Below are 24,041 nucleotides of genomic sequence, written 5' to 3'. Positions count from 1 at the left end.
AAACCGTGCCAGCCAGAAGGTCGACCCTGCAGGGCAAACTAGTTTGCCCGGGAAGGCTAGCCTTCATGGGACGCTCTTCGGAATGATCGACACCATCAGGAATCAATCGCTGCATATTGGTTGCCCGTACGCACTACCCAACCGGGCGCACGCCTATTCAAACCCAGATGAGTGAATGAAGCGTTGCGATCGTGATCTTTTTTTGATCCCAAAGCGGCACGCCCGACAATTCCTCACAAGGCGTCGGCCGGCGGCAATTCCTCGCCCCAGCTCGCAAAGGGAAAGCGCGCCAGATTCGAATTGCCGTAACGCCGGTCGCCCGTCACTTCCTCGCCGACCCATTCGGGCAGTGGAACGGCCTGGTCCTCGTGCTCCAGCTCGACCTCGGCCAGCACCAGTCCATGATTGGGACCTGTGAAGACGTCGACGGACCAGCGCACTCCAGCATGGTCGACATCGTGGCGGGTCTTGGTGACGAGAGGCTCGATCGAAAAGCGGCGGATGATCTCGGCGGCATCGACCTGCGGGATCTCGTACTCGAACTCATGGCGGCTGCGCGTGCCCGGTTCGCTCTTGAGCGTGATGAAGCCCTTGTCGCCATAGATGCGGATGCGCGCCCGCAGCAGGGGCGTGCGGCAGAAATAACCCTGGCGGATTGTGGCGGATCCCCGGACCTGCCGGCGCCAATCATCGTTGCGGACAAGGAATTTGCGCTCGATCTCGACGGCCATGAAACACCCAATCCGAAGGAAGTGGGCACAGCCTAGCGAGAGCCTGTGACAGGGATTTCGCGTTCGCGCCGGTTCAATCGCGCTTGATTCGCGTGCCCTGCCGCCCGCCGACGAGCGAGGCCACCGCACCACGCAGGGTCTGGACGTCCTGCTCGGTCATCGCGAGCCGATGCCAGATGTTGCGGAAATTGCGCACCATCACCTCGCGCTTTTCGGGCGGATAGAAGAAGGAGACAGCGTCGAGTTCCCGCTCCAGATAATCGAAGAAGGCCAGCATGTGTTCGCGCGTCGCCGGCGGGGAGCTGCGGGTGGGCGCGATCGGCGCCTTGCCGCCCGAGACCAGCTTCCACCATTCATAGCCGACCAGCAGCACCGCCTGGGCGAGATTGATCGAGGTGAAGGCCGGGCTGACCGGAAAGGAAATGATGGCATCGGCCAGGGCCACGTCGTCGTTGGAGAGCCCCATGCGCTCGGGCCCGAACAGAATGCCGCTGCGCGCGCCCTCGCCCGCCAGGACCTGCATCTTCACGGCGCCTTCATCGGCGGCGAAGACGTCCTTCATCTGCCCGCGCTCGCGCGCGGTGGTGGCGAAGACGTAATTGAGGTCGGCAATGGCCTCTTCGGTCGTCTCGAACAGTCTGGCATTGTCCAGCACGGCGGACGCACCGGAGGAAGCCTGGCGGGCACCTTTCTTCGGCCAGCCGTCGCGGGGCGAGACCAGGCGCATCTCGCTGAGGCCGAAATTCATCATGGCGCGGGCGCACATGCCGATATTCTCGGCAAGCTGGGGGCGGACCAGGATCACGGCGGGAGGCGTCACGGCAGTGCTCGCATTCGACTGAGACATCACGAAAAAGGCTCGAAAGCAGGAGAAGTTCGGGCTGAATAGACCATTCGGCGGATAATGAAAGCTCCTTTGCAACGCGCCGAACCAGGACTGTCCTTGTTCCCACGGATACACGCCGCCAATCGGCGGCCGGGCCAATGTGCCCGAACGCACCGCCGGGTCGGATCCGCTTCGCTAGGGTCCTCCCATCAAAAGGGCCATGAAGCCCGGCTTAAAGGACCACGATCATGCGCAAGATTTTTCTTACCCTCGCTTTCGCTGCCACGGCCTTCACCGCCGCGACTGCCGCGTCCTTCGCCGACGATTGCGACAATGGCTATGCGAGCGGTTATAATTATCCCACCTATTCCAATTCCTACCGCGTGACCCAAACCTATAGCAGCACCACCTATTACGATTGCCGGACAGTGAGCTACCGCGTCTGGGACGACTATGCGCAGAGCTACATCTATCGCACCCGCGAAGTGTGCAACTGACTGCGATAGACCGGCTCCATCAATCTCGGACAATCTGCCGACACTCCCGCGAGCTCCGCTCCGGGAGTGTCTTGTCGTGCCGATCCCGAGCCTCCCGCCATCCACGATGCAGCGCAAGCCCGCAGGCACAAATCAGTTGCCGAAGTCCGAAGCAGGTGGCAGGTTCGAGGCGTGAGTTCTTCGGTGCGCCCCACCCGCGGACCCCGCCGGAAAACTCTGCCAAGGTCATCGAGCGCCAAGTCATCGAGGTCATCCCGTTGCCGGAAAGACACGCCCCCTGACCACGCCGCCCTGCAAATTTACCGAGCACTCGTGCCGATCCACGCACCGGCGCGAGCGCTTTTTGTCGCCCTGATTCCGACTTGCCAAGGAAGCCAGCGTATGAACGCCAAATCCCCCACCATCATCTACACGCTGACCGATGAAGCCCCGGCATTGGCAACCGCCGCCTTCCTGCCCATCGTCCGCACATTTGCCGCCCCCGCCGGAATCGACGTCGTCACCAGCGACATTTCGGTCGCCGGCCGCATCCTTGGCGAATTTCCCGATTTTCTGACTGATGAACAGCGCGTTCCCGACAATCTGGCTGAGCTCGGCCGGCTGACGCTGCTGCCCGACACCAACATCATCAAGCTGCCCAATATCAGCGCCTCGGTGGCACAATTGACGGCGGCCATCCGGGAGCTGCAAGGCAAGGGCTACAGGATTCCCGATTATCCCGAGAACCCCAAATCGGACGAGGAAAAGGCGATCCGCGCCCGCTACGCCAAATGTATCGGCAGCGCCGTGAACCCGGTGCTGCGCGAGGGCAATTCGGATCGCCGCGCGCCGCTGGCTGTGAAGAACTACGCGCGCAAGAACCCGCACAGCATGGCCGAATGGAGCCAGGCCTCGCGCACGCATGTCTCGCACATGCATGACGGCGACTTCTACCATGGCGAGAAATCGATGACGCTCGACAGGGCCCGCGACGTGAAGATGGAGCTGGTCACCAACAGCGGCAAGACCATCGTCCTGAAACCCAAAGTCTCGCTGCTGGATGGTGAGATCATCGACTCGATGTATATGAGCAAGAAGGCGCTTCTGGAGTTCTACGAAAAGCAGATCGAAGACGCGCACAAGACCGGGGTGATGTTTTCGCTTCATGTGAAGGCGACGATGATGAAGGTGTCGCACCCCATCGTCTTCGGCCATTGCGTGAAGATCTTCTACCGCGATGCCTTCGCCAAGCATGGCAAGCTGTTCGACGAACTCGGCGTCAACGTCAACAACGGCATGGTCGACCTCTACAACAAGATCGCAACCCTGCCGCAAAGCATGCAGGACGAGATCAAGCGCGATCTGCATGCCTGCCACGAGCACCGGCCCGAACTGGCGATGGTCGACTCGGCCAAGGGCATCACCAATTTCCACTCGCCCAACGACATCATCGTGGACGCCTCCATGCCGGCCATGATCCGCAATGGCGGCAAGATGTGGGGTGCCGACGGCCGCCTGAAGGACGTCAAGGCGGTGATGCCGGAGAGTACCTTCGCCCGCATCTACCAGGAGATGATCAATTTCTGTAAATGGCACGGAGCCTTCGATCCCCGCACCATGGGCACCGTACCGAATGTCGGCCTGATGGCGCAGCAGGCCGAGGAATATGGCTCGCACGACAAGACCTTCGAGGTCCCGGAGGACGGCGTGGCCAACATCACCGACCTTGCGACCGGCGAGGTGCTGCTGAGCCAGACCGTCGAGCAGGGCGACATCTGGCGCATGTGTCAGGTCAAGGACGCGGCGATCCGCGACTGGGTCAAGCTCGCGGTGACGCGCGCCCGCAATTCCGGCATGCCCGCTCTGTTCTGGCTGGACCCCTATCGCCCGCACGAGGCGCAGCTGATCGCCAAGGTGAAGGCCTATCTCGCCGAGCACGACACCGCCGGTCTCGACATCCAGATCATGAGCCAGGTGCGCGCCATGCGCTACACGCTCGAGCGCGTGATCCGCGGCCTGGATACGATTTCCGTCACCGGCAACATTCTGCGCGACTATCTCACCGATCTGTTCCCGATCATGGAGCTCGGCACCTCCGCCAAGATGCTGTCCATCGTGCCCTTGATGGCCGGCGGCGGCATGTATGAAACCGGCGCCGGCGGCTCGGCGCCCAAGCATGTGCAGCAATTGGTGGAGGAAAACCATCTGCGCTGGGATTCTCTGGGCGAATTCCTGGCGCTGGCCGTCTCGCTGGAGGATCTCGGCATCAAGACGGGCAACGCCAAGGCCAAGCTGCTCGCCAAGACGCTGGACGCCGCAACCGGCAAGCTCCTGGACAACAAGAAATCCCCCTCGCCCCGCACCGGCGAATTGGACAATCGCGGCAGCCAGTTCTATCTGGCACTGTATTGGGCGCAGGAACTCGCCGCCCAGACCGAAGACCCGGCCCTGCAGGCGCAATTCAAGCCGCTGGCCGAAACACTGGCGCGCGACGAGGCCAAGATCCTCGCCGAACTCGCGGCCGTGCAGGGCAAGCCGGCCGATATCGGCGGCTACTATCTGCCCGATCGGCAGAAATGCGAAGCCGTGATGCGTCCGAGCGCCACGCTCAACGCGGCGCTGGCGCAGGCGGGAGCGGCATAGGGCCGGGTTTTGCCTGACAAGACAGTCGGTCTTGCATGACGCAGTGCAGGATGTGCGGAGTGTCAACCTCCGGCTGACATTCTACCGGACCGCAAGAGCTTGGCTTCCAAGATGTCAGCCGGAGGCTGACACTCCCAACCCCGGCGGGGTTTTGCCCTGGTCAAATCCGGTTGCAGGGCTATGCTCCCGCCACCGTTTCCAGCAGGACAGCCCCATGAGCGATGAACTCGTCTTCTACACCAACCCGATGTCACGCGGCCGTATTGCCCGCTGGATGCTCGAGGAAGTCGGCCAGCCCTATCGCACCGAGATCCTCGACTTCGGCACCAGCATGAAATCGGCCGACTATCTCGCTCTCAATCCGATGGGCAAGGTGCCGGCCATTGCCCATCGCGGCGTGGTCGTCACCGAAGGCGGCGCCGTCTGCGCCTATCTGGCCGATGCCTTTCCGCAGGCGGGTCTGGCGCCGCCGGCCGGGTCCCCGCAGCGAGGCCTCTATTATCGCTGGATGTTCTTTGCGGCCGGCCCGGTCGAGGCCGCGGTGACCAACAAGGCGCTCAACATCGAGATTCCCGATGAGCGCAAGCGCATGGTCGGCTATGGCTGCTATGCCGACGTGATCGACGCGCTCGACTATGCCGTCTCCCAGAACGAGTTCATCGCGGGAGACCGCTTCTCGGCTGCCGACGTCTATTTCGGCTCGCAGGTTGGCTGGGGCCTGATGTTCAAGACGATCGAGCCGCGTCCGGCCCTCGCCGCCTATTGGCAGCGAATCGCCGGCCGTCCCGCCGCCATCCGGGCCCGTGAGATCGACGACAAGCTGGTTGCCGAGGCCAAGCAGGCGCAAGCTCCGCAGTAATTGCTTGGTTTCACCCGGCAAAAACAACAGGCGCCATCGTCCGCCGAACTTCCCCCGACCGGATCGCGGTGCTATAGCCGCGCCGATATTTCCCAATAAATGAGGCTTGTACGATGGCAAAGATCAAGGTGGCCAATCCGGTCGTCGACATGGACGGCGACGAGATGACCCGGATCATCTGGCAGCAGATCAAGGACAAGCTGATCTTCCCCTATCTCGATCTCCAGCTCGATTATTACGACCTCAGCATCGAGAACCGGGACAAGACCCGCGACAAGGTCACCGTCGAGGCGGCCGAGGCCACCAAGCGCCACGGCGTGGCCGTGAAATGCGCCACCATCACGCCGGATGAAGCCCGCGTGAAGGAATTCAATCTCCAGGAGATGTGGAAGTCGCCCAACGGCACCATCCGCAACATCCTCGGCGGCGTGATCTTCCGCGAGCCCATCATCTGCCGCAACGTGCCGCGCCTGGTGCCGGGCTGGACCCAGCCGATCGTCGTCGGCCGCCATGCCTTCGGCGACCAGTATCGCGCCACCGACTTCCGTTTCCCCGGCAAGGGCACGCTGACCATCAAGTTCGTCGGCGAGGACGGCTCGGTGATCGAGAAGGAAGTGTTCAAGTCGCCGGGCGACGGCGTGGCGCTCGCCATGTACAACCTCGACGAATCGATCCGCGAATTTGCGCGCGCTTCGTTCAACTACGGCCTGCAGCGCAATTTCCCGGTCTACATGTCGACGAAGAATACCATCCTCAAGGCCTATGACGGCCGCTTCAAGGATATCTTCGCCGAAGTCTTCGCCAGTGAATTCAAGACCGAGTTCGACAAGCGCAAGCTGACCTATGAACACCGCCTGATCGACGACATGGTCGCCTCGGCGCTGAAATGGTCGGGCGGCTATGTCTGGGCCTGCAAGAACTATGACGGCGACGTGCAGTCCGATATCGTCGCCCAGGGCTTCGGCTCGCTCGGCCTGATGACCTCCGTGCTGCTCAGCCCCGACGGCAAGACGGTCGAGGCCGAGGCCGCCCACGGCACCGTGACGCGCCATTACCGCGAACACCAGAAGGGCAAGGAGACCTCGACCAACTCCATCGCCTCGATCTTCGCCTGGACCCGCGGCCTTGCCCATCGCGCCAAGCTCGATGACAATGCCGAGCTCGCCAAGTTCGCCGCCACCCTGGAGAAGGTCTGCGTCTCCACTGTCGAGACCGGCTTCATGACCAAGGATCTGGCCCTGCTGGTCGGCCCCGATCAGGGCTGGCTGTCGACCACCGGCTTCCTCGACAAGATCGACGAGAACCTCAAGAAGGCCATGGCCTGATTTCGGAGCGCGGGCTTCTCAACGACATGCTTGCTTGTCGCGAGACCCGCTCTCCCCTGCCCTTCAACGCTTCCAAGAGCGGACAGGATGTCCGCGCTCCAAAGAGAGGCTTCCATGTCCGCCATCGACGCCCGCCTTGCCGAACTCGGCATCACCCTGCCCACCCCGGCTGCCCCGGTCGCCAACTATGTCGGCACGGTGCGCACCGGCAACCACCTCGTTATCTCCGGCCAGCTCTGCTTCAACAATGAGGGCAAGCTGGCCGCCACCGGCAAGCTCGGCGCTGGCACGGTCACCGTCGAAGACGCCCGGATTGCCGCGCGCTATTGCGCCATCAACATCCTGGCGCAGATCAAAGCGGCCGTCGGCTCCCTCGACAAGGTGGTGCGCGTGGTCCGCCTCGGCGGCTTCATTGCCGCTGCGCCGGAGTTCACCACCCATCCGATGGTGATGAACGGTGCTTCCGACCTGATGGTCGAGGTCTTCGGCGACAAGGGACGCCATGCCCGCTCCACTGTGGGCGTGCCCTCGCTTCCCCTCGACGCCACCGTCGAGGTCGAGGCGCTGATCGAAGTCGCCTGAGGCCACTTACGAAAGGCGCGGCAATGGAACTCGGGCCGCGCCTCTTGCATTCGACGGGAATAGGCCCAAATTCCCCGGACAGGTATCCGTTGAGGGAATGCAGGCTTGAGCGACCAGGGCTTTACGATCAAGGCAGCTTCCTCGATCGAGGCCATCGGCCGCCAGGCCTGGGACCGCTGCGCCAATCCTCTCGCCGCCACGCCCCAGAACTGCCTTTCCGGGCACCGCCCGAGCGCCGGGGACGAAGCGGCCGCTCCCGATCCCTCCGCCGAGCACTTCAACCCCTTCATTTCCTACGATTTCCTGCACGCTCTCGAAGCGAGTGGGTGCGTCGGGGGACGCTCGGGCTGGACGCCCCTCCATCTGTTCGTCAGCCATGACGACGGCCGGGTCGCCGGCGTCATGCCCGCCTATGGCAAGAGCCACAGCCAGGGCGAATATGTCTTCGACTGGGGCTGGGCCGATGCCTATGAGCGCGCCGGCGGGCAATATTATCCCAAGCTCCAGGTCAGCATCCCCTTCACGCCGGCAACGGGCCGGCGCTTCCTGGTCGCTCCGGGCGAGGATCCCGCCCTCGTCTCATCGGCCCTGGTGAGAGGCGCCAAGGCGGCCCTCTCTTCCATCGGCGGCTCCTCCATCCATGCCACCTTCATCGGCCGTGACGACTGGCAATGGCTCGGCGCCCAGGGCTTCCTGCAGCGTACAGACCAGCAATTTCACTGGCTCAACGAGGGTTATGACGATTTCGAGGCCTTTTTGGCCTCCCTCGCCTCTCGCAAGCGCAAGACCATCAAGCGCGAGCGCCGGGATGCTTTGGCCAACGGCATCACCATCGAGAGGTTGACCGGCACGGCCATCACGAAGGAGGCCTGGGACGCCTTCTACGCCTTCTACATGGATACCGGCTCGCGCAAATGGGGCCGCCCCTATCTCAATCGTAAATTCTATGCCCTCATCGGCGAGACCATGGCCGAGCACATCCTGCTGGTAATGGCCAGGCGCGAGGGGCGCTATATCGCCGGGGCCATCAATTTCATCGGCTCCGACACGCTCTACGGCCGCAATTGGGGCTGCATCGAGGACCATCCCTTCCTGCATTTCGAAGTGTGCTATCATCAGGCCATCGAGTTCGCCATCGAACGCCGCCTCCGCCGGGTGGAGGCCGGCGCACAGGGCGAACACAAGCTGGCGCGCGGCTATCGGCCCGTGACAACCTATTCCGCCCATTATATTGCCGATCCCGGATTTCGACGGGCGGTTGACGACTATCTCGCGCATGAGCGCGCCGAGGTTGCCGCCCACCACGAAGCTCTCGACGAGGCAACGCCCTTCAGGAAAGGATAGCGGCATGACCGCTTATGATCCCGACAACATCTTCGCCAAGCTGCTGCGGGGGGAAATTCCCAACCACACGCTCTATGAGGATGACCGAACCCTCGCTTTCCTCGACATCATGCCGATCGTCGACGGCCATAGCCTGGTGATCCCCAAGAAGCCCGCCCGCAACATCTTCGACGTGGAACCGGATGAACTGGCCTACCTCGCCCAGATCGCACAGAAGGTCTCCCTGGCCGCCTGCAAGGCATTCGGCGCGGATGGCCATACGTTGCGGCTGCATTCTGAGGTTTCGGGCGGCCAGGAGGTGCCGCATGTCCATTTCCACCTCCTGCCGATGAAGACGGGTGTTCCTGTCCGCCCGCGCGCCATGGCCGACCACGCCGTCCTCGCCCAGCACGCCGCCAAGATCCGCGCTTTGCTATAGGCCCGGAGCGCGGACGTCCCTACGACGTTCAAGACAGTATCGGGCGATCCGCTCTTCCCTTCCTGCAAGTACAACCTTTCGTCCGCACTCCCCGGAAATCCCGGCTCCGACCACCCGGCGAAACTTGCCTCGGCAAAATTTCTTGGCTGCCGATTCGCCTTGGCAAGTTTTTCTTCACCATCACGCGCAATAGTGATTCTCACCGAGGTCGCGTTGAGTTGGAGTTCGTCATGTTGGTCGCAAGTGCTGTCGATATCACTGTCGGCTGGCTTTGGCATACTGCCTACCGGGCCCGCCACCACTGGAAGCTGAAGCGCGAGGGCGCCCTCGTCGCCGCCGGTTTCGTGGCTTTCGTCGGCGCCATCGACACGGCCCGCTCGATCCACGCGGCACCGGCCGCACCGGCAGAGGCCGTCGCGGTGACAGCCCCGCCCCCGGTGACGACGCCTGTCATCGCCAATCTTGCGCCGGCGCCCGCCGCACCGGCCCCTGCGCCCGCCCCCGATGCCAATTCGATGCAGGCGGCGGCCAATGCCCCCCTTGCCCCGCAATTCCCGATCATCCAGGATCAGACCGGCTCGATCGACCAGGCCGATCCGATCGAGACCATCCTGCCGATGGATCCGGAGGCCCAGCGCGACGATCCCATCGCACGCAAGATCAACGAGCGCTTCGGCGAAGCCACGGAAGCGCCCGTGGTCAAGAAGCCCAAGCCGCGCCCGGTGAAAACCGCCGAAGCCAAGCCGGCCAAGCCCCCCGTGAAGCCCGCCAAGAAGAAGCCTGAAACCGTGGCCGAGTAAGGCCGGTTCATCCCTCTGCAGAAGAAAGGCGGGCCGATGCCCGCCTTTTGCGTTTGTGTCCTTTGCGGAGCGGAGCGCAATCGCGATTGAATGCTTCCGCTCTAACGCCTTGTTCCTGCGTATCTTTGTCACTTCGGGCGCCCCGGTCGGATCGCTGAGTGCTTTTTTTCTTCGCCGCCACATGGATGACGCAAGGAAAGGAACGTCGTCCCGTTTGTTCGAGCTAGCGATCCTGCCGTCTCATCATCAAGGCTTGCGTCGGCCGCCCACCAAATCGACGAAAAAGCCCTGGAAATCGAGCAAAAACCGTGCCTTTGCCCGGCAAAACCATTGACATTTCCCTGCCTAACCCTATGTTCGCGCCGTCCGGGCCCACCCGATAGGGCCCTGTTTGTCCGTGCGGCGATGCGAGCCGCCCTCTGCCGTCCGATCGGGGCGGCCTCTGTTGGTTCGACATTTCCGCAATGAGCTTCGCTGAACTCGGTCTCTCTTCAAAGGTCCTCGCCGCCGTGGAAGCGGCCGGATACACCAATCCCACGCCCATCCAGGCCCAGGCCATTCCCCATGTGCTGCAGCGCCGCGATGTGCTCGGCATCGCCCAGACGGGCACCGGCAAGACGGCAGCCTTCACCCTGCCCATGCTGACGCTGCTGGAAAAGGGACGCGCCCGCGCCCGCATGCCACGCACGCTGATCCTGGAGCCGACCCGCGAATTGGCCGCGCAGGTCCAGGAGAATTTCGACCGCTATGGCAGCAAGAGCGGCCTGTCGGTCGCGCTTCTGATCGGCGGTGTCTCCTTTGGTGACCAGGACGCCAAGATCACGCGTGGCGTGGACGTGCTGATCGCCACCCCCGGGCGCCTGCTCGATCACGTCGAGCGCGGCAAGCTGCTGCTCACCGGCGTGGAGCTTCTCGTCATCGACGAGGCCGACCGCATGCTCGACATGGGCTTCATTCCCGACATCGAGCGCATCTGCAAGCTGGTGCCCTTCACCCGGCAGACCCTGTTCTTCACCGCGACCATGCCGGCGGAGATCAAGCGCATTACCGACCAGTTCCTGCACAATCCGGTGCAGGTGGAGGTCAGCCGGCCCGCCACTGCCGCCACCACGATCACACAGGCGCTGGTGCACACCAAGTCGCCCCCCGCCGAAAAGCGGGTCACCCTGCGCCGCTTGATCCGTTCGGCGGAGAATCTCAAGAACGCCATCGTCTTCTGCAACCGCAAGTCGGAAGTGGCCATCCTGCACCGCTCGCTGGTGCGCCACGGCTTCGGCGCCGTCGCACTGCATGGTGACATGGACCAGCGCGCCCGCATGGCCGCACTGGAGAGCTTCCGCAATGGCGAGATGCCGATCCTGGTGGCTTCGGACGTCGCGGCACGCGGCCTCGACATTCCTGACGTCAGCCATGTCTTCAATTTCGACGTGCCGGTCCACGCCGACGACTATGTCCACCGCATCGGCCGCACGGGCCGCGCTGGTCGTTCGGGTTGGGCCTTCACCCTGGTCAGTTCCGCCGACGGCAAGCATGTCTCGGCCATCGAGACCTTGACCGGCAACAAGATCCCCTTCACCGGCGATCCGCCGCCGATCGAGGGGGATGAAGAGGAAGAGATCCACGCCAAGCCGCGGCGCGGGCGTCGCGAGCGCGGCGGCAAGACCGAGGAACCGCGCCAGCAGGGCAAGGGCCGCGAGGCCAGGCCGTCGCGCGAACGCGACGAAGCTCCCAAGGCTCCGCGCCACGAGCCGCAGCAGGCCCCCGAGCAACGCCGTCCTGCATCGTCCAGGCCGCATCGGCGCGACGAGGATGACGGCCCGGTGGTGATCGGCATGGGCGATCACGTCCCGTCCTTCCTGCTCACGCCGATCCGGCGCAAGAGCAACGGCTGAGATCATAGGCTCGACCGGGACGAATGAGGCGCATCTTCCTTCTCCCCTTGCGGGAGAAGGCTACTGTGCCATACTCCGATCGCAATCGGATCAAACCTGTTCCAGTTCGACCAGCGTACCCGAGAAATCCTTGGGATGCAGGAACAGCACCGGCTTGCCGTGGGCACCGATCTTCGGCTCACCGTCGCCAAGGACGCGCGCCCCCGTTTGTTTCAGCTGGTCCCGCGTGGCGAGGATGTCATCGACCTCGTAGCAGATGTGGTGCATGCCCCCATCCGGGTTCTTCTCGAGGAAGCGCGCGATCGGCGAGGCCTCACCCAGGGGTTCCAGGAGCTCGATCTTGGTGTTCGGCAGCTCGATGAAGACGACGGTGACGCCGTGCTCCGGCAGAGCCTGGGGCTGCGAGACATGGGCGCCGAGGGTGTCACGATAGACGGCGGTGGCAGCGCCGAGGTCGCGCACGGCGATGGCGACATGGTTGAGACGGCCGATCATGCGCTTACCCGCTTCTGGCCCGGCACTGCGAGAATACCGCCCGTGAGCGCCTTGCGGACGCCGGTGCTGGAGGGAAAGGTCAAGGGCAGGTCTTTCAGGGATCGAACGGCCAGATAGGCAAAAGCCTGTGCCTCCATCATGGAAGCCGACCAGCCGAACTCGTCCGCCGTCCGCACAGGTACGCCGGTCTCGGCGCGCAGGAAGTTGAGGATTGCCGGATTGCGGGCTCCGCCGCCACAGACGATCCACAGCTTCGGCTCGGCAGGCAGCCATTGGCGTGCCGCCGCCGCGCTGCGGGCCGTGAAGGCAGCCAGGGTCGCCACCGCATCGGGCGTGGACAGACCCGCAACCGCCTCGCGCGAAAAGGCGTTGCGGTCGAGCGATTTGGGCGGCGCCTCGCCGAAATAGGAATGGGCCATCAATTGGCCGAGCACCGTCTCGTCGACCCTGCCGGCCAGGGCCTGCCGACCGTCCTGGTCCAAGGCGATGCCGGTGCGCTCCATCATCAAATCGTCGATCAGCGCATTGGCGGGGCCGGTGTCGAAGGCGATGGGATCGCGTCCCCGGGCGATATAGCTGACATTGCCGACGCCGCCGAGATTGAGCACGGCGACGGGCCCGGCGAGCTTGGCGGCCTGCACCAGGGCCTGGTGATAGACCGGCACCAGCGGAGCGCCCTGCCCGCCCTCGGCCACATCGGCAGCCCGCATGTCGTAGACGGTCTGGATACCGAGGCTGTCGGCGAGGGCCTGGCCGTCGCCGAGTTGCACGGTCAGCCGCTCCTGCGGGCGGTGCAGCACCGTCTGGCCATGAAAGCCGATGACATCGATATCGTCAGGGCTGAGGTCATGCGCCTTGAGGAAATCGGAAACGACATCGGCATGCTTGCGGGTGATCAGCCGCTCGGCCGCCACCAAAGCGCCCGGACGTTCGTTGCGACGCTTCATCGCCACCGCATCGGCCAGGGCCTGCCGCAGCAGGCTGCGCTCTTCCTCATTATAAGCGAGCTCGACTGTCGGTCCCATCTCGACGGTGCCCTCGCCGTCCGTCTCGATCAGGGCGGCATCGATACCGTCCATCGAGGTCCCGGACATTAGCCCGAGTGCCGTCATCATCGTCTTCATGCGCAAATCACCCGATTTCTCAGCACCCCTGTACCAAAGCGCCGCCAAACCTGTTAGAGGGCGCTTAAAGCGTTTTGTGATCTGGCGGACACGCCAGCAATCGCAAAGGCGCATCGAACCAAAGAGCTAGAGCAAACGGACGTTCCCGTCCAAACACGCTTTGCTCTAGACATCTATAAGCCGTTTGAAAGCGTTTGCCATGACCGCGTTAAAATCCGATTTCCTGCGCACCCTCACCGAGCGCGGCTTCATCCACCAGGTATCGGATCTGGAAGGCCTCGACGAGAAGGCCGCCAGCGGACGCCTGACCGCCTATGTCGGGGTCGATCTCACGGCAAGCTCGCTGCATATCGGCCATCTCGTGCCGATCATGATGCTGCACTGGCTGCAGAAGACCGGCCATCGCCCGATCACCCTGATGGGCGGCGGCACCACGCGGGTCGGCGATCCCTCGGGCCGCGACGAAACCCGCCGCATTCTGCCGATCGAGCAGATCGAGGCCAACAAAAACAGCATCCTCAGGGTCTATGACAAGTTCATCGACTACACCGACGAGCGCGCCATCCTCGTCGATAACGCCGAATGGCTGACCAAGCTCAATTATATCGAGATGCTGCGCGACATCGGCCGCCACTTCTCGGTCAACCGCATGATGTCCTTCGATTCGGTGAAGCTCAGGCTCGACCGTGAGCAGGAGCTCTCCTTCATCGAATTCAATTACATGATCCTGCAAGCCTATGATTTCGTGGAGCTTTCCAGGCGCTATGACTGCGTGCTGCAGATGGGCGGCTCGGATCAGTGGGGCAACATCATCAACGGCATCGATCTTGGCCGCCGCATGGGCACGCCGCAGCTCTATGCCCTCACCTGCCCGCTGCTGACCACGGCCTCGGGCGCCAAGATGGGCAAGACCGCCGCCGGCGCCGTCTGGCTCAACGACGACATGCTCTCGGCCTATGATTACTGGCAATATTGGCGCAACACGGAGGATGCCGACGTCGAGCGCTTCCTCAAGCTGTTCACCACCCTGCCGCTCGACGAGATCGCCCGCCTCGCCGCCCTCGGCGGCTCGGAGATCAACGAGGCCAAGAAGCGCCTGGCCACCGAGGCGACCGCCCTCGTCCATGGCCGCGACAAGGCCGAGGCTGCCGAAGAGACCGCGCGAAAAACTTTCGAGGAAGGCACGCTGGCCGGCGACCTGCCGAGCTTCGAACTGGCGGGCCTGAGCGAGGGCGTGGGCCTGCTCAATGCCTTCGTGCAGGCGGGCCTGGTGCCGTCGACCAGCGAGGCTCGCCGCCAGATCGCCAGCGGCGGGCTCAGGGTCAACGACGTGGCGGTCAGCGATCCCAAGGCCGTGCTGAGCAAGGGTGACGTCACCGCCGACGGCGTGATCAAGCTGTCGCTTGGCAAGAAGAAGCACGTGCTGGCAAGGCCGGTGTAACGCTTCTGGAGCGCGGACATACTGTCCGCTCTCGTCTACCAATCTGGTGGATTCCCACGATGAGCGCGGACATCGCGACATGAAGGCATGTCGCCGCGATGTCCACGCTCCAAAGAACTATTCGCCCTTCCGCTCCAGGGGTAGCGAGGCCGCATGGGCCCTCGCCTGCTTGCGGTAATAGACGACGCCGAACGGAATGGTCGCCAAGTAGGCGACGGTGAGCGAGGTCAGCGACTCCCACGGATAGAGCGCCAGCAGCATTACCACCACTACCGCGACGACGAAGATCGGCAGCACCCATTCGCGTGGAATGCGGTTGCCCAGCTTCTTGCCCGAGAAGGTCGGAATGGTGGAGATCATCAGGAAGGCGATGAGCAGCACATAGGCCAGCTCATATTTGGCGTGGCTCGGCTCATGGGTGAGGCCGAGGAAATCCAGATAGATCGGCAGCAGCACGGTGCAGGCTCCGGCTGGAGCGGGCATGCCGGTGAAGAAGTTCGCCTGGAAGGCCGGGCGGTTGGGATCGCTGCTGGTCACGTTGAAGCGCGCAAGGCGCAGCACCATGCAGATGGCGAAGACCAGCGAGCCGATCCAGCCGATCGATCGCAGATCGTGCAGCCCCCAGAAATAGAGGACGATACCGGGAACCACGCCGAAATTCACGAAATCGGCGAGAGAATCGAGCTCCGCGCCGAATTTCGAGGTGCCCTTGAGATAGCGCGCCACGCGTCCGTCGACGCCGTCCAGCAGCGCCGCGACCACGATGCAGCCGATGGCAAGGTCGAGCTTGTTCTCGATGGCCAGGCGAATGGCCGTCATGCCCGCGCAGAGCGCGAGCAGCGTGATCATGTTGGGAATGAGTACGCGCAGCGGAATGGCACGCCGCCTCGGTCCCTCGGGATCCGGACTTCCTGGCTGAAAAGGCGGGAAGAGCGGGTCCATGGTCAGCCGACGCGGTGGGTCAGGTTCGGCATGGTGGTATTCGCATCCGCCAGGATGGTCTCGCCGGCCACCATCTTCTGGCCGATGCCGACCAGGGGACGCACGCCTTCCGGCAGATAGACGTCGACGCGAGACCCAAAGCGGATCATGCCCAGGCGCTGGCCGACGGCGACATGCTCGTTCTCATTGGTCCAGCAGACGATGCGCCGCGCCACCAGGCCGGCAATCTGTACGACGCCGTAGCGGGCGGCGCCGGTGTCGATGATGAAGCCGTTGCGCTCATTGTCCTCGCTGGCCTTGTCGAGATCGGCGTTGAGGAACTTGCCCGGCTTATAGGCGATCTTGGTGATCGTCCCCGTCACCGGACTGCGGTTCACATGGCAATCGAAAACGTTCATGAAGATCGAAACGCGCAGCAGCGATTGGCTGGCCAGACCCAGTTCGGGCGGCGGCAGCACATTGGCGATCTGGCTGACCACGCCGTCGGCCGGCGAGACCACCAGGCCCTCGCGCACCGGCGTCACCCGCTGAGGGTCGCGGAAGAAATAGGCGACCCAGGCGGTGAGGATCAGAAGAGGCCAGAACAGAACCTTGATCCATCCCAGTGCGATCAGCGTGGCCACGCCCGCGATGCCCAGGAATGGGTAGCCTTCGCGGTTGATCGGCACCAGGACTTTGCGGATGGAGGCGGCAAGCGACATAGGCAGGGTTCCAGTTTAGGGCTCTGCCTATCTCATGCAGCGGATAAAGACCAGAGCATGTCGTTATCGACAAGAGTGGCTGCCTGCACCTTGTGCAAACTGAAATGGCTGATACAGTTCTGGGCAACCGAACGTCAGATGAGGTCGCTTTATGCCAGAGGACGCCCCACAAGCGGGAGCGAGCCGGACACCCGTTGTTCAACTCGACAATATTCACAAGAGTTTCGGTCTGCTGGAAGTCCTCAAAGGTGTTTCCCTTACGGCCCATGAAGGCGACGTGATCGCCCTGATCGGCGCATCAGGCTCGGGCAAGAGCACGATGCTGCGCTGTACGAATCTGCTGGAGGTTCCCAATTCCGGTCGCATCCTGATCGGAAACGAGGAGATTCGCCTCAAGCCGGATGGCCATGGCGCCATGGCGGTCGCCGATCAGAAGCAGCTCCAGCGCATCCGCAGCCGGCTGGGGATGGTGTTCCAGAGCTTCAATCTATGGGCGCATCGCACCGTGCTCGAAAACGTCATCGAAGCGCCGGTCCATGTCCTCGGCGAGAACAAGGCCGAGGCGATCGCCCATGCCGAGCAATTGCTGCACAAGGTCGGCCTCTACGCCAAGAAGGACGTCTATCCCGCCTTTCTCTCCGGCGGCCAGCAACAGCGCGCGGCGATCGCCCGCGCCCTTGCCATCCGCCCGAAGGTGATGCTGTTCGACGAGCCGACCTCGGCGCTCGACCCGGAGTTGGTCGGCGAGGTGCTCAAGGTCATCCGCGATCTCGCTGCGGAGGGGCGCACCATGCTGCTGGTGACCCATGAGATGGCCTTCGCCCGCGATGTCGCCAGCCATGTGATGTATCTCTACAACGGCAATGTCGAGGAGGAAGGCCCGCCCCAAAAGGTGTTCGGCAATCCCAACAGCGAGCGCTGCCGTCAATTCGTCACGCCGCGCCAGCACTAAAGCGACTTGCGAGGCAATCATTTCCGCTTGACGGAAAAGTTCGAGGGGCAGGAGGGCACCGGAACTCGCGCATCAAGTATGAAAACCAAGAAAACGTCGAAAAAACAGTTATCTATCAGGGGACCAAAATGAAACACTTCAGCGCCAAACTTCTCATGGCGACCGCCTTTCTTTGTGGCGCGGCCTTCGCCTCGGCCCAGGCAGACACCATCAAGGTCAGCGTCGCGGCCGAGCCCTACCCGCCCTTCGCTTCGAAGGACGCCTCCGGCCAATGGGTCGGCTTCGAGGTCGATCTGGCCAAGGCCGTCTGCAAAGCCGCCAAGCTCGATTGCGAGATCGTCGCCACCGCCTGGGACGGCATCATCCCAGCCTTGATCGCCAAGAAGATCGACGTGATCTGGGCTTCCATGACGATCACGCCGGAGCGCTCGGCCCAGATCGGCTTCACCATCCGCTATTACAACACGCCTCCCGAATTCATCGGCAACAAGGCCGACAAGTTCGAGTTCACGCCGGAGGGCATGAAGGGCAAATCGATCGGCGTGCAGACGAGCACCATTCACGCCCAATATGTCCAGAAGACCTATCCCGACGCCGACATCAAGAGCTACGGCACGCAGGACGCCGCCAATGCCGACCTCGCCGCCGGCCGTCTCGACCTGGTGATGGCCGATGCCGCCGCGCTCGACGATTTCCTGGCCGGCAAGGACGGCCAATGCTGCGAGATGAAGCAGTTCCCCAAGGATCCGGTCTTCGAAGCCGGCGTGGGGGGAGGCCTGCGCAAGGAGGACACCGATCTGAAGGCCAAGCTCGATGAGGGCATCAAGGCTGTCTATGCCAATGGCGAGTTCGACGCGATCCAGAAGAAGTACTTCAAATACAACGTCGGTACGCCGCCGAAGTGAGATAAGCCGCTCGGTTCACTCCCGGTGAACTGAACCGGGCTTTCTCCAGCCGGCCTGAGAGTTCGGGCCGGCCCCTTTCCTTCCTGTGGGGTCGGGCGTGGAAGCTTTCTGGAATCTACTGATGTCCGGATGGGGCGTATCGTTGCTCCAAGGCCTGGTCATCACCATCGAAATCTCGGTCGGGGGCTATCTCACTGGCCTTGTCATCGGCGGCCTGGTCGCCTGGGCTAAATTGCGTGGACCGCGCTGGCTGGTTGCGCTCGCCAATGGCTATTCCACCATCTGCCGCGCCGTGCCGGAGGTGCTGCTCATCCTGATCCTCTATTATGCGGGCCAGCAGGGGCTCAATGCCCTGATGGCGTGGCTCGGCTATGGCACGCTGGGAATCGGTGGTTTCTTCGCTGCCATCACCGTGCTCGGCGTGGTCAATGGCGCCTATACCTCGGAAATTTTGCGCGGGGCGGTGCTCGCCTTGCCGAAGGGGCAGATCGAGGCTGCCCGCGCTTATGGCATGCACGGATTCGGCCTGTTCCGGCGCGTCATCCTGCCTTTGATGATTCCCTTCGCCTTCGCCGGGCTGACCAATCTCTGGATGACGATGCTGAAGGATTCGGCGCTGATTTTCGTGGTCGGCTATAACGAGCTCACCTTCACGGCCGTGCAGGCCGCGGCCTCCACGCGCATGTATTTCCCCTTCCTGCTGCTCTGCGGCGCGATCTATTACGCGCTGACGCAATTCTCCAACATCTTCATCAAAATGTTCGAGCGTCACATCCGGCGCTGGACTCCCAAGCTGGGGTGACCATGTCCGCGGATCTGGCAAGCTGGTTTTTCGAGAATTTCGGCTGGATCGGCAAATACTGGCCGGCCATTCTCAGCGGCTTCTTCACCACGCTGAAACTGCTGTTCTTCTCGTTGCTCTTCGGTTTTCCCCTGGCGGTGCTGGTCGGCTTCGGCCGGGTTTCGAAAAACAGGCTGGTCTACGCCATCGCCTCCAGCTTCGTGTCGGTCATTCGCGGCACGCCGCTGCTGGTGCAGATGTTCGTCTATTACCAGGGCCTGGGTTCGCTCTTTCCCGCCATTCCCGGCATCCGGCAATCCTTCATCTGGCCAGTCCTGAAGGACGGCTACTATTATGTCATCTTCGCCCTAGTGCTGAGTGTGGGCGGCTATGTCGGTGAAGTCGTGCGCGGCGCGCTGCTCTCGGTCCCACGCGGCGAATTGGAAGCGGCGCGCGCCTATGGTTTTCGCGGGTTCGCGCTGGTGCGACGCATCTGGCTGCCCCGCGCTATGCAGGCGATGATGCCGACCTTTGCCGGTGAGACCGTGCTCTGCCTGAAATCGACTGCCCTCGCCTATCTGGTCAGCGTCCAGGATCTCCTGGGCCAGATCAACATCATCCGCTCGCGCGAGGCGATCACCTACACGCCCCTCTTGGTGGTGGCCATCGGCTATCTCATCACCACGCTGGTGATCGAAGCCGTCTACCGGCGCCTGGAAGCCGGTTTCGCCAAGACGGTGAAACCGCATTGAGGGCGTTTCGAACCAACATTCGGCTCAGGACACCAACTCCGCCCGATCGGAAAAGGCAGGCAATCGCGGAGTGTCGCCCTCATAGCTCCACCTGATGGAGCGAGGTCGACAAATGCAGCATATCCGAGGATGTCGACCGGAAGTCGACATGCCCCGTCCTTATGGGTGTCGGATTTCAGCTATGCCAGCGTAGCGACATGCAGGACAGGCCCGCGTCGATCTTGGCAATCTGCGACGTCGGCAGCCGGACGACGCTGTAGCCCTCGGCTTCGAGCAGGGCGGCCGTGCGCGGATAATCGATGCCGACGAAAACCCGGTCGTTGATCCGGAGGGCGTTGGCCCCGGCCTCCTCGCCTTCGGGCGTCAGCAGCACCCGCATGCCCTCGAACACGCCCGAGGCGGCGAGGCGCGCCGTCGACAGCATGGTGGTGTCGTCGAGCAGAGAGCAGTCGGACTTGAAATGCAGGACGCCTGGGGGCGTGGTGACGACCACGCCCTTGCGGCCGAGTTCAGCCAGCAGGCCGATCAGTTCCTCCGCCCCTTCCCGGGTGGTGCGGTCGGAAAGGCCGATCATCACGGCCTGGGGCGTGACCAGCACATCGCCGCCGTCGACGAACCCCGGCCCTTGCAGGGCCAGGACCTTCTCGAAGCGCGTGCGCAGCACAGGCGCGATCTCGGCCGTCTCGCCGAAACGGCTCTTGGCGCCGACCCGCAGCAGGATCGCACCCTCCGGGAACACCAGGGCCGGATCCTCCACGAACAGCGAATCCGGGAAATCCTCCAGGGCGGGCAGGACCTCGACGGCAACGCCGGCGGCCTGCAGGGCCTCGATATAGAGACGATGCTCGGTCGAGACGCCCGCATGGGTCGGCGCGCCGCGATCCTCGGCACGCAGGCCCTCCGTCACGCTCGCCGGCGGCAGGCGCACGATGGCATTGTCGAAAGCATAGACGGGAAAGGCGCTCATGCTGGCTCCGATCGAAAGGGTCTGACCTCCGCCGGCTTCACTCTTCCGGAGGACGATATTGAATGACCTGGGTCCACAGTCCATAGGCGGCCACGGCCGCGAACATCAGGCCCCAGAACTGGTTGCCGTTATAGAGCTCCACCCCGGCCCAGGCCGCGGGCAGCACGCAAAGCAGCACGCGAACCCAGAGCGGCCTCATCCAGTTCGGCGTATTGGACTGAGCCATCGGCTCAGGCCTCTGCCAGTGCCGCGGCGATGGCATCGAGGGCCGCCTGGGCCTTGGAGCCATCGGGGCCGCCAGCCTGCGCCATGTCGGGCCGCCCGCCGCCTCCCTTGCCGCCGAGAGCCTCGGAGCCCTTGCGCACGAGATCGACGGCGTTGAAGCTGCCGGTCAGGTCCGCCGTCACGCCGACGACGAGGCCGGCGCGGCCGTCCTCGGAGGTCGCGACAATGGCGACCACACCCGAACCGACCTGCTTCTTGCCCTCGTCTGCAAGCGCCTTCAGATCCTTCAGCTCAATGCCGGTGACGGCCTTGGCCAGCAGGCGGGTCTTGCCGACCGTGCGGATTTCGCTGTCGCCCCCGCCCCCGCCCATGGCGAGCTTCTTGCGCGCCTCGGTCAGTTCGCGTTCGAGCTTGCGATTCTCCTCGACCAGCGTGGCCAGGCGGTCGCCCGCTTCCGGCACGGGCGTGCGCAGCACGTCGGCCAATCCCTGGAGCAGGCGGCTCTCATTGACGAGGTGCCTGCGGGCCGCATCCGCCGTCATGGCCTCGATGCGGCGAACGCCGGCCGCGACGGCGCCGTTGGAGACGATGCGGATCAGGCCGATGTCACCTGTGCGGCGCACATGGGTGCCGCCGCACAGCTCGACCGACCAGGCCTTGTTCGAGCCGGGCTGGCGCTGCCCCATCGAGACGACGCGAACCTCGTCGCCATATTTCTCGCCGAACAGCGCGCGCGCGCCGGACGCGATGGCGTCATCCACGCTCATCAGATGCGTGGTCACCTCGCTATTGTCGAGCACGACGGCATTGGCGAGATCCTCGATCTCCTTGATCTCCTCGTCCGAGATCGGCTTGGGATGCGAAAAGTCGAAACGCAGGCGGTCCTGCGCCACCAGCGAGCCCTTCTGCGCGACATGATCGCCGAGCGTCAGGCGCAACGCCTCATGCAGAAGATGCGTGGCCGAGTGATTGGCCCGGATCGCGGAACGGCGGGCGTGATCGACGACGAGTTCGAGAGGCTCCTGAACCTTGAGGGTGCCCTCCTCGACTGTGACGGCATGCACGAAAAGATCGCCGAGCTTCTTCTGGGTGTCGGTCACCGCCACTTTCAGGCCGTTTGCCTGCACGATGCCCGTATCGCCCTGCTGACCGCCGGATTCACCGTAGAACGGCGTCTGGTTGAGGATCAGATAGCCCTTCTCGCCCTCGGCGAGGCGATCGACCGGCTTGCCGTCCTTGACCAGGGCCAGCGCGACGCCTTCGGCGGTCTCGGTCTCATAGCCGAGGAACTCGGTAGCACCGACCTGCTCGCGCAGGCCGAACCAGACCGTCTCGGTGGCCGCATCGCCCGATCCGGCCCAGGCAGCGCGCGCCTTGGCCTTCTGTTGCTGCATGGCGGCCTGGTAGCCTTCGAGATCGACCGAGATGTTGCGCGCCCGCAGCGCATCCTGGGTCAGGTCGAGCGGGAAGCCATAGGTGTCGTAGAGGGTGAAGGCGACGTCACCCGAGAAGACCTGCCCGTCGCCGAGCTTCAGGGTCTCCGCGTCGAGCAGGGCCAGGCCGCGCTCCAGCGTACGGCGGAAGCTGGTCTCCTCCAGGCGCAGCGTCTCGCTGATCAGCGCCTCGGCCCGCACGAGTTCGGGATAGGCGGCGCCCATTTCGCGCACCAGCGCCGGCACCAGCTTCCACATGGTGGGTTCCTTGGCGCCGAGCAGGGAAATGTGGCGCATGGCGCGGCGCATGATCCGGCGCAGCACATAGCCCCTGCCCTCGTTCGACGGCAGCACGCCATCGGCGACCAGGAAGGAGGAAGCCCTGAGATGGTCTGCGATGACGCGGTGGCTGGCGAGCGCCGGCCCCTCGGCCGGCACGCCGATGGCCTCAACCGAGGCGCGGATCAGCGCCTGGAAGAGATCGATGTCGTAATTGTTGTGCTTGTTCTGCAGCACGGTCGCGATACGCTCGAGCCCCATGCCGGTGTCGATCGAGGGCCGCGGCAGGTTGACACGCTCGCCGCCGGCCAGTTCCTCGAACTGCATGAAAACGAGATTCCAGATCTCGATGAAGCGGTCGCCATCCTCGTCAGGCGAGCCGGGCGGGCCGCCCCAGATATGCTCGCCGTGATCGTAGAAGATCTCGGAGCACGGACCGCAGGGGCCGGTGTCACCCATGCGCCAGAAATTGTCCGAGGTCGGGATGCGGATGATGCGGTCGTCCGGCAAGCCGGCGATCTTCTTCCACAGCCGATGGGCTTCATCGTCCTCGGAGAACACGGTCACCAGGAGCTTGGACGCCGGCAGGCCGAAATCCTTGGTGATCAGGTTCCAGGCGAGCTCGATGGCCCGATCCTTGAAATAATCGCCGAAGGAGAAGTTCCCGAGCATTTCGAAGAAGGTATGATGCCGTGCCGTATAGCCGACATTGTCGAGATCATTGTGCTTGCCGCCGGCGCGCACGCATTTCTGCGAGGTCGCTGCCCGCGAATAGGGACGCTTCTCGATGCCGGTAAAAACGTTCTTGAACTGCACCATGCCGGCATTGGTGAACATCAAGGTCGGATCGTTGCGCGGCACCAGCGGCGAAGACGCCACGGCTTCGTGGCCGTTCCGCGCGAAATAGTCGAGGAAGGTGGATCGGATCTCGTTGACGCCGCTCATGCCCAATTTGCCTATTTGGCCCAATGCCTGTTTCGCTGGTCCCTTCCTTTCGGCCTGGCCAGCATCCTAAGCAGAATATCTCGATACTGCCCACGAATGGGCAATATCGAGATATTCTGCAAGTGCTTGAAATCTTGCAAGTTCCTCTTGATCGAGCCTGTGGCTCGATCAAGAGGAACTTGCATGGTGGTGGGGCGTTGTAG

The 24,041-nt window shown here is 63.4% G+C and carries 23 protein-coding genes; 14 read left to right on the top strand and 9 right to left on the bottom strand.

What is annotated here, in order from left to right:
* Positions 1-233 precede the first annotated feature (233 nt).
* Positions 234-731: a CYTH domain-containing protein gene (locus C5L14_RS14120; RefSeq protein ID WP_105862705.1), complete on the bottom strand. Its 498-nt coding sequence runs from the start codon at positions 729-731 to the stop codon at positions 234-236.
* A gap of 73 nt (positions 732-804) precedes the next feature.
* On the bottom strand, positions 805-1,551 hold the full coding sequence (locus C5L14_RS14115; protein ID WP_245443389.1) for an RNA methyltransferase: 747 nt from the start codon (positions 1,549-1,551) through the stop codon (positions 805-807).
* A 254-nt stretch (positions 1,552-1,805) separates the two neighbouring features.
* Between C5L14_RS14115 and C5L14_RS14110 the strand changes: the two genes are divergently transcribed.
* From C5L14_RS14110 to C5L14_RS14070, 9 genes are all read left to right on the top strand, one after another.
* Positions 1,806-2,054 (top strand): hypothetical protein, encoded by a 249-nt coding sequence (locus tag C5L14_RS14110; RefSeq protein WP_105862703.1) that lies wholly within the window; start codon positions 1,806-1,808, stop codon positions 2,052-2,054.
* Between the two features lie 381 nt (positions 2,055-2,435).
* Complete coding sequence (locus tag C5L14_RS14105) at positions 2,436-4,676, top strand: NADP-dependent isocitrate dehydrogenase (protein WP_105862702.1); 2,241 nt, start codon at positions 2,436-2,438, stop codon at positions 4,674-4,676.
* A 214-nt stretch (positions 4,677-4,890) separates the two neighbouring features.
* Positions 4,891-5,535 (top strand): glutathione S-transferase family protein, encoded by a 645-nt coding sequence (locus C5L14_RS14100; protein WP_105862701.1) that lies wholly within the window; start codon positions 4,891-4,893, stop codon positions 5,533-5,535.
* Positions 5,536-5,648: 113 nt separating this feature from the next.
* Complete coding sequence (locus tag C5L14_RS14095) at positions 5,649-6,860, top strand: NADP-dependent isocitrate dehydrogenase (protein ID WP_105862700.1); 1,212 nt, start codon at positions 5,649-5,651, stop codon at positions 6,858-6,860.
* 114 nt (positions 6,861-6,974) lie between these two features.
* Complete coding sequence (locus tag C5L14_RS14090) at positions 6,975-7,442, top strand: RidA family protein (RefSeq protein ID WP_105862699.1); 468 nt, start codon at positions 6,975-6,977, stop codon at positions 7,440-7,442.
* Between the two features lie 105 nt (positions 7,443-7,547).
* The gene (locus C5L14_RS14085) at positions 7,548-8,786 is read left to right on the top strand and encodes a GNAT family N-acetyltransferase (RefSeq protein WP_105862698.1); all 1,239 of its coding nucleotides are present in this window, start codon (positions 7,548-7,550) and stop codon (positions 8,784-8,786) included.
* 4 nt (positions 8,787-8,790) lie between these two features.
* Positions 8,791-9,204 (top strand): HIT family protein, encoded by a 414-nt coding sequence (locus tag C5L14_RS14080; RefSeq protein WP_105862697.1) that lies wholly within the window; start codon positions 8,791-8,793, stop codon positions 9,202-9,204.
* Between the two features lie 230 nt (positions 9,205-9,434).
* On the top strand, positions 9,435-10,004 hold the full coding sequence (locus tag C5L14_RS14075) for a hypothetical protein (RefSeq protein ID WP_105862696.1): 570 nt from the start codon (positions 9,435-9,437) through the stop codon (positions 10,002-10,004).
* Between the two features lie 464 nt (positions 10,005-10,468).
* Positions 10,469-11,896, top strand: a complete 1,428-nt coding sequence (locus tag C5L14_RS14070; RefSeq protein ID WP_105862695.1) for a DEAD/DEAH box helicase — start codon at positions 10,469-10,471, stop codon at positions 11,894-11,896.
* A gap of 90 nt (positions 11,897-11,986) precedes the next feature.
* On the opposite strand, the gene mce is transcribed toward C5L14_RS14070, so the two are convergent.
* Together mce and C5L14_RS14060 are read right to left on the bottom strand one after the other, a co-directional pair.
* Positions 11,987-12,391, bottom strand: a complete 405-nt coding sequence (gene mce, locus C5L14_RS14065; RefSeq protein ID WP_105862694.1) for a methylmalonyl-CoA epimerase — start codon at positions 12,389-12,391, stop codon at positions 11,987-11,989.
* Complete coding sequence (locus C5L14_RS14060; RefSeq protein ID WP_342588411.1) at positions 12,388-13,515, bottom strand: anhydro-N-acetylmuramic acid kinase; 1,128 nt, start codon at positions 13,513-13,515, stop codon at positions 12,388-12,390. Before C5L14_RS14060 ends, mce begins: the two co-directional genes overlap by 4 nt.
* 199 nt (positions 13,516-13,714) lie before the next feature.
* Here C5L14_RS14060 and tyrS point away from each other — a divergent pair, with 199 nt between their 5' ends.
* The gene (gene tyrS, locus C5L14_RS14055; RefSeq protein ID WP_105862693.1) at positions 13,715-14,956 is read left to right on the top strand and encodes a tyrosine--tRNA ligase; all 1,242 of its coding nucleotides are present in this window, start codon (positions 13,715-13,717) and stop codon (positions 14,954-14,956) included.
* 117 nt (positions 14,957-15,073) lie between these two features.
* Here the strand turns inward: tyrS and pssA are convergent, their stop codons facing one another.
* Together pssA and C5L14_RS14045 are read right to left on the bottom strand one after the other, a co-directional pair.
* Positions 15,074-15,805, bottom strand: coding sequence for a CDP-diacylglycerol--serine O-phosphatidyltransferase (gene pssA / locus C5L14_RS14050; protein WP_342588410.1), 732 nt, complete (start codon positions 15,803-15,805; stop codon positions 15,074-15,076).
* 95 nt (positions 15,806-15,900) lie between these two features.
* Entirely contained in the window at positions 15,901-16,599 is a 699-nt protein-coding gene (locus C5L14_RS14045; protein WP_105862691.1) for a phosphatidylserine decarboxylase, read from the bottom strand.
* Between the two features lie 151 nt (positions 16,600-16,750).
* On the opposite strand from C5L14_RS14045, the gene C5L14_RS14040 reads away from it, so the two are divergent.
* The 4 genes from C5L14_RS14040 (at position 16,751) to C5L14_RS14025 (ending at position 19,989) form a co-directional block, all read left to right on the top strand.
* Positions 16,751-17,551: an ABC transporter ATP-binding protein gene (locus C5L14_RS14040; RefSeq protein WP_105862690.1), complete on the top strand. Its 801-nt coding sequence runs from the start codon at positions 16,751-16,753 to the stop codon at positions 17,549-17,551.
* Between the two features lie 128 nt (positions 17,552-17,679).
* Positions 17,680-18,456, top strand: coding sequence for a transporter substrate-binding domain-containing protein (locus C5L14_RS14035; RefSeq protein ID WP_105862689.1), 777 nt, complete (start codon positions 17,680-17,682; stop codon positions 18,454-18,456).
* A 121-nt stretch (positions 18,457-18,577) separates the two neighbouring features.
* Positions 18,578-19,258, top strand: a complete 681-nt coding sequence (locus tag C5L14_RS14030) for an ABC transporter permease (RefSeq protein WP_181161172.1) — start codon at positions 18,578-18,580, stop codon at positions 19,256-19,258.
* Positions 19,259-19,260: 2 nt separating this feature from the next.
* The gene (locus C5L14_RS14025; protein ID WP_105862688.1) at positions 19,261-19,989 is read left to right on the top strand and encodes an ABC transporter permease subunit; all 729 of its coding nucleotides are present in this window, start codon (positions 19,261-19,263) and stop codon (positions 19,987-19,989) included.
* A 175-nt stretch (positions 19,990-20,164) separates the two neighbouring features.
* Here C5L14_RS14025 and C5L14_RS14020 read toward each other — a convergent pair whose 3' ends face one another.
* From C5L14_RS14020 to alaS, 3 genes are read right to left on the bottom strand one after another with little or no spacing between them, the layout of a single operon-like run.
* Entirely contained in the window at positions 20,165-20,956 is a 792-nt protein-coding gene (locus C5L14_RS14020; RefSeq protein ID WP_105862687.1) for a dimethylarginine dimethylaminohydrolase family protein, read from the bottom strand.
* Between the two features lie 37 nt (positions 20,957-20,993).
* The gene (locus C5L14_RS14015; RefSeq protein WP_105862686.1) at positions 20,994-21,182 is read right to left on the bottom strand and encodes a hypothetical protein; all 189 of its coding nucleotides are present in this window, start codon (positions 21,180-21,182) and stop codon (positions 20,994-20,996) included.
* Positions 21,183-21,186: 4 nt separating this feature from the next.
* Complete coding sequence (alaS, locus tag C5L14_RS14010) at positions 21,187-23,838, bottom strand: alanine--tRNA ligase (RefSeq protein WP_105862685.1); 2,652 nt, start codon at positions 23,836-23,838, stop codon at positions 21,187-21,189.
* Positions 23,839-24,041 lie beyond the last annotated feature (203 nt).

Origin of the sequence: Labrys okinawensis, from assembly GCF_002982075.1 — a bacterium.
Lineage (GTDB): Bacteria > Pseudomonadota > Alphaproteobacteria > Rhizobiales > Labraceae > Labrys > Labrys okinawensis_A.
This window is presented reverse-complemented; position numbering and strand designations above follow the sequence as displayed.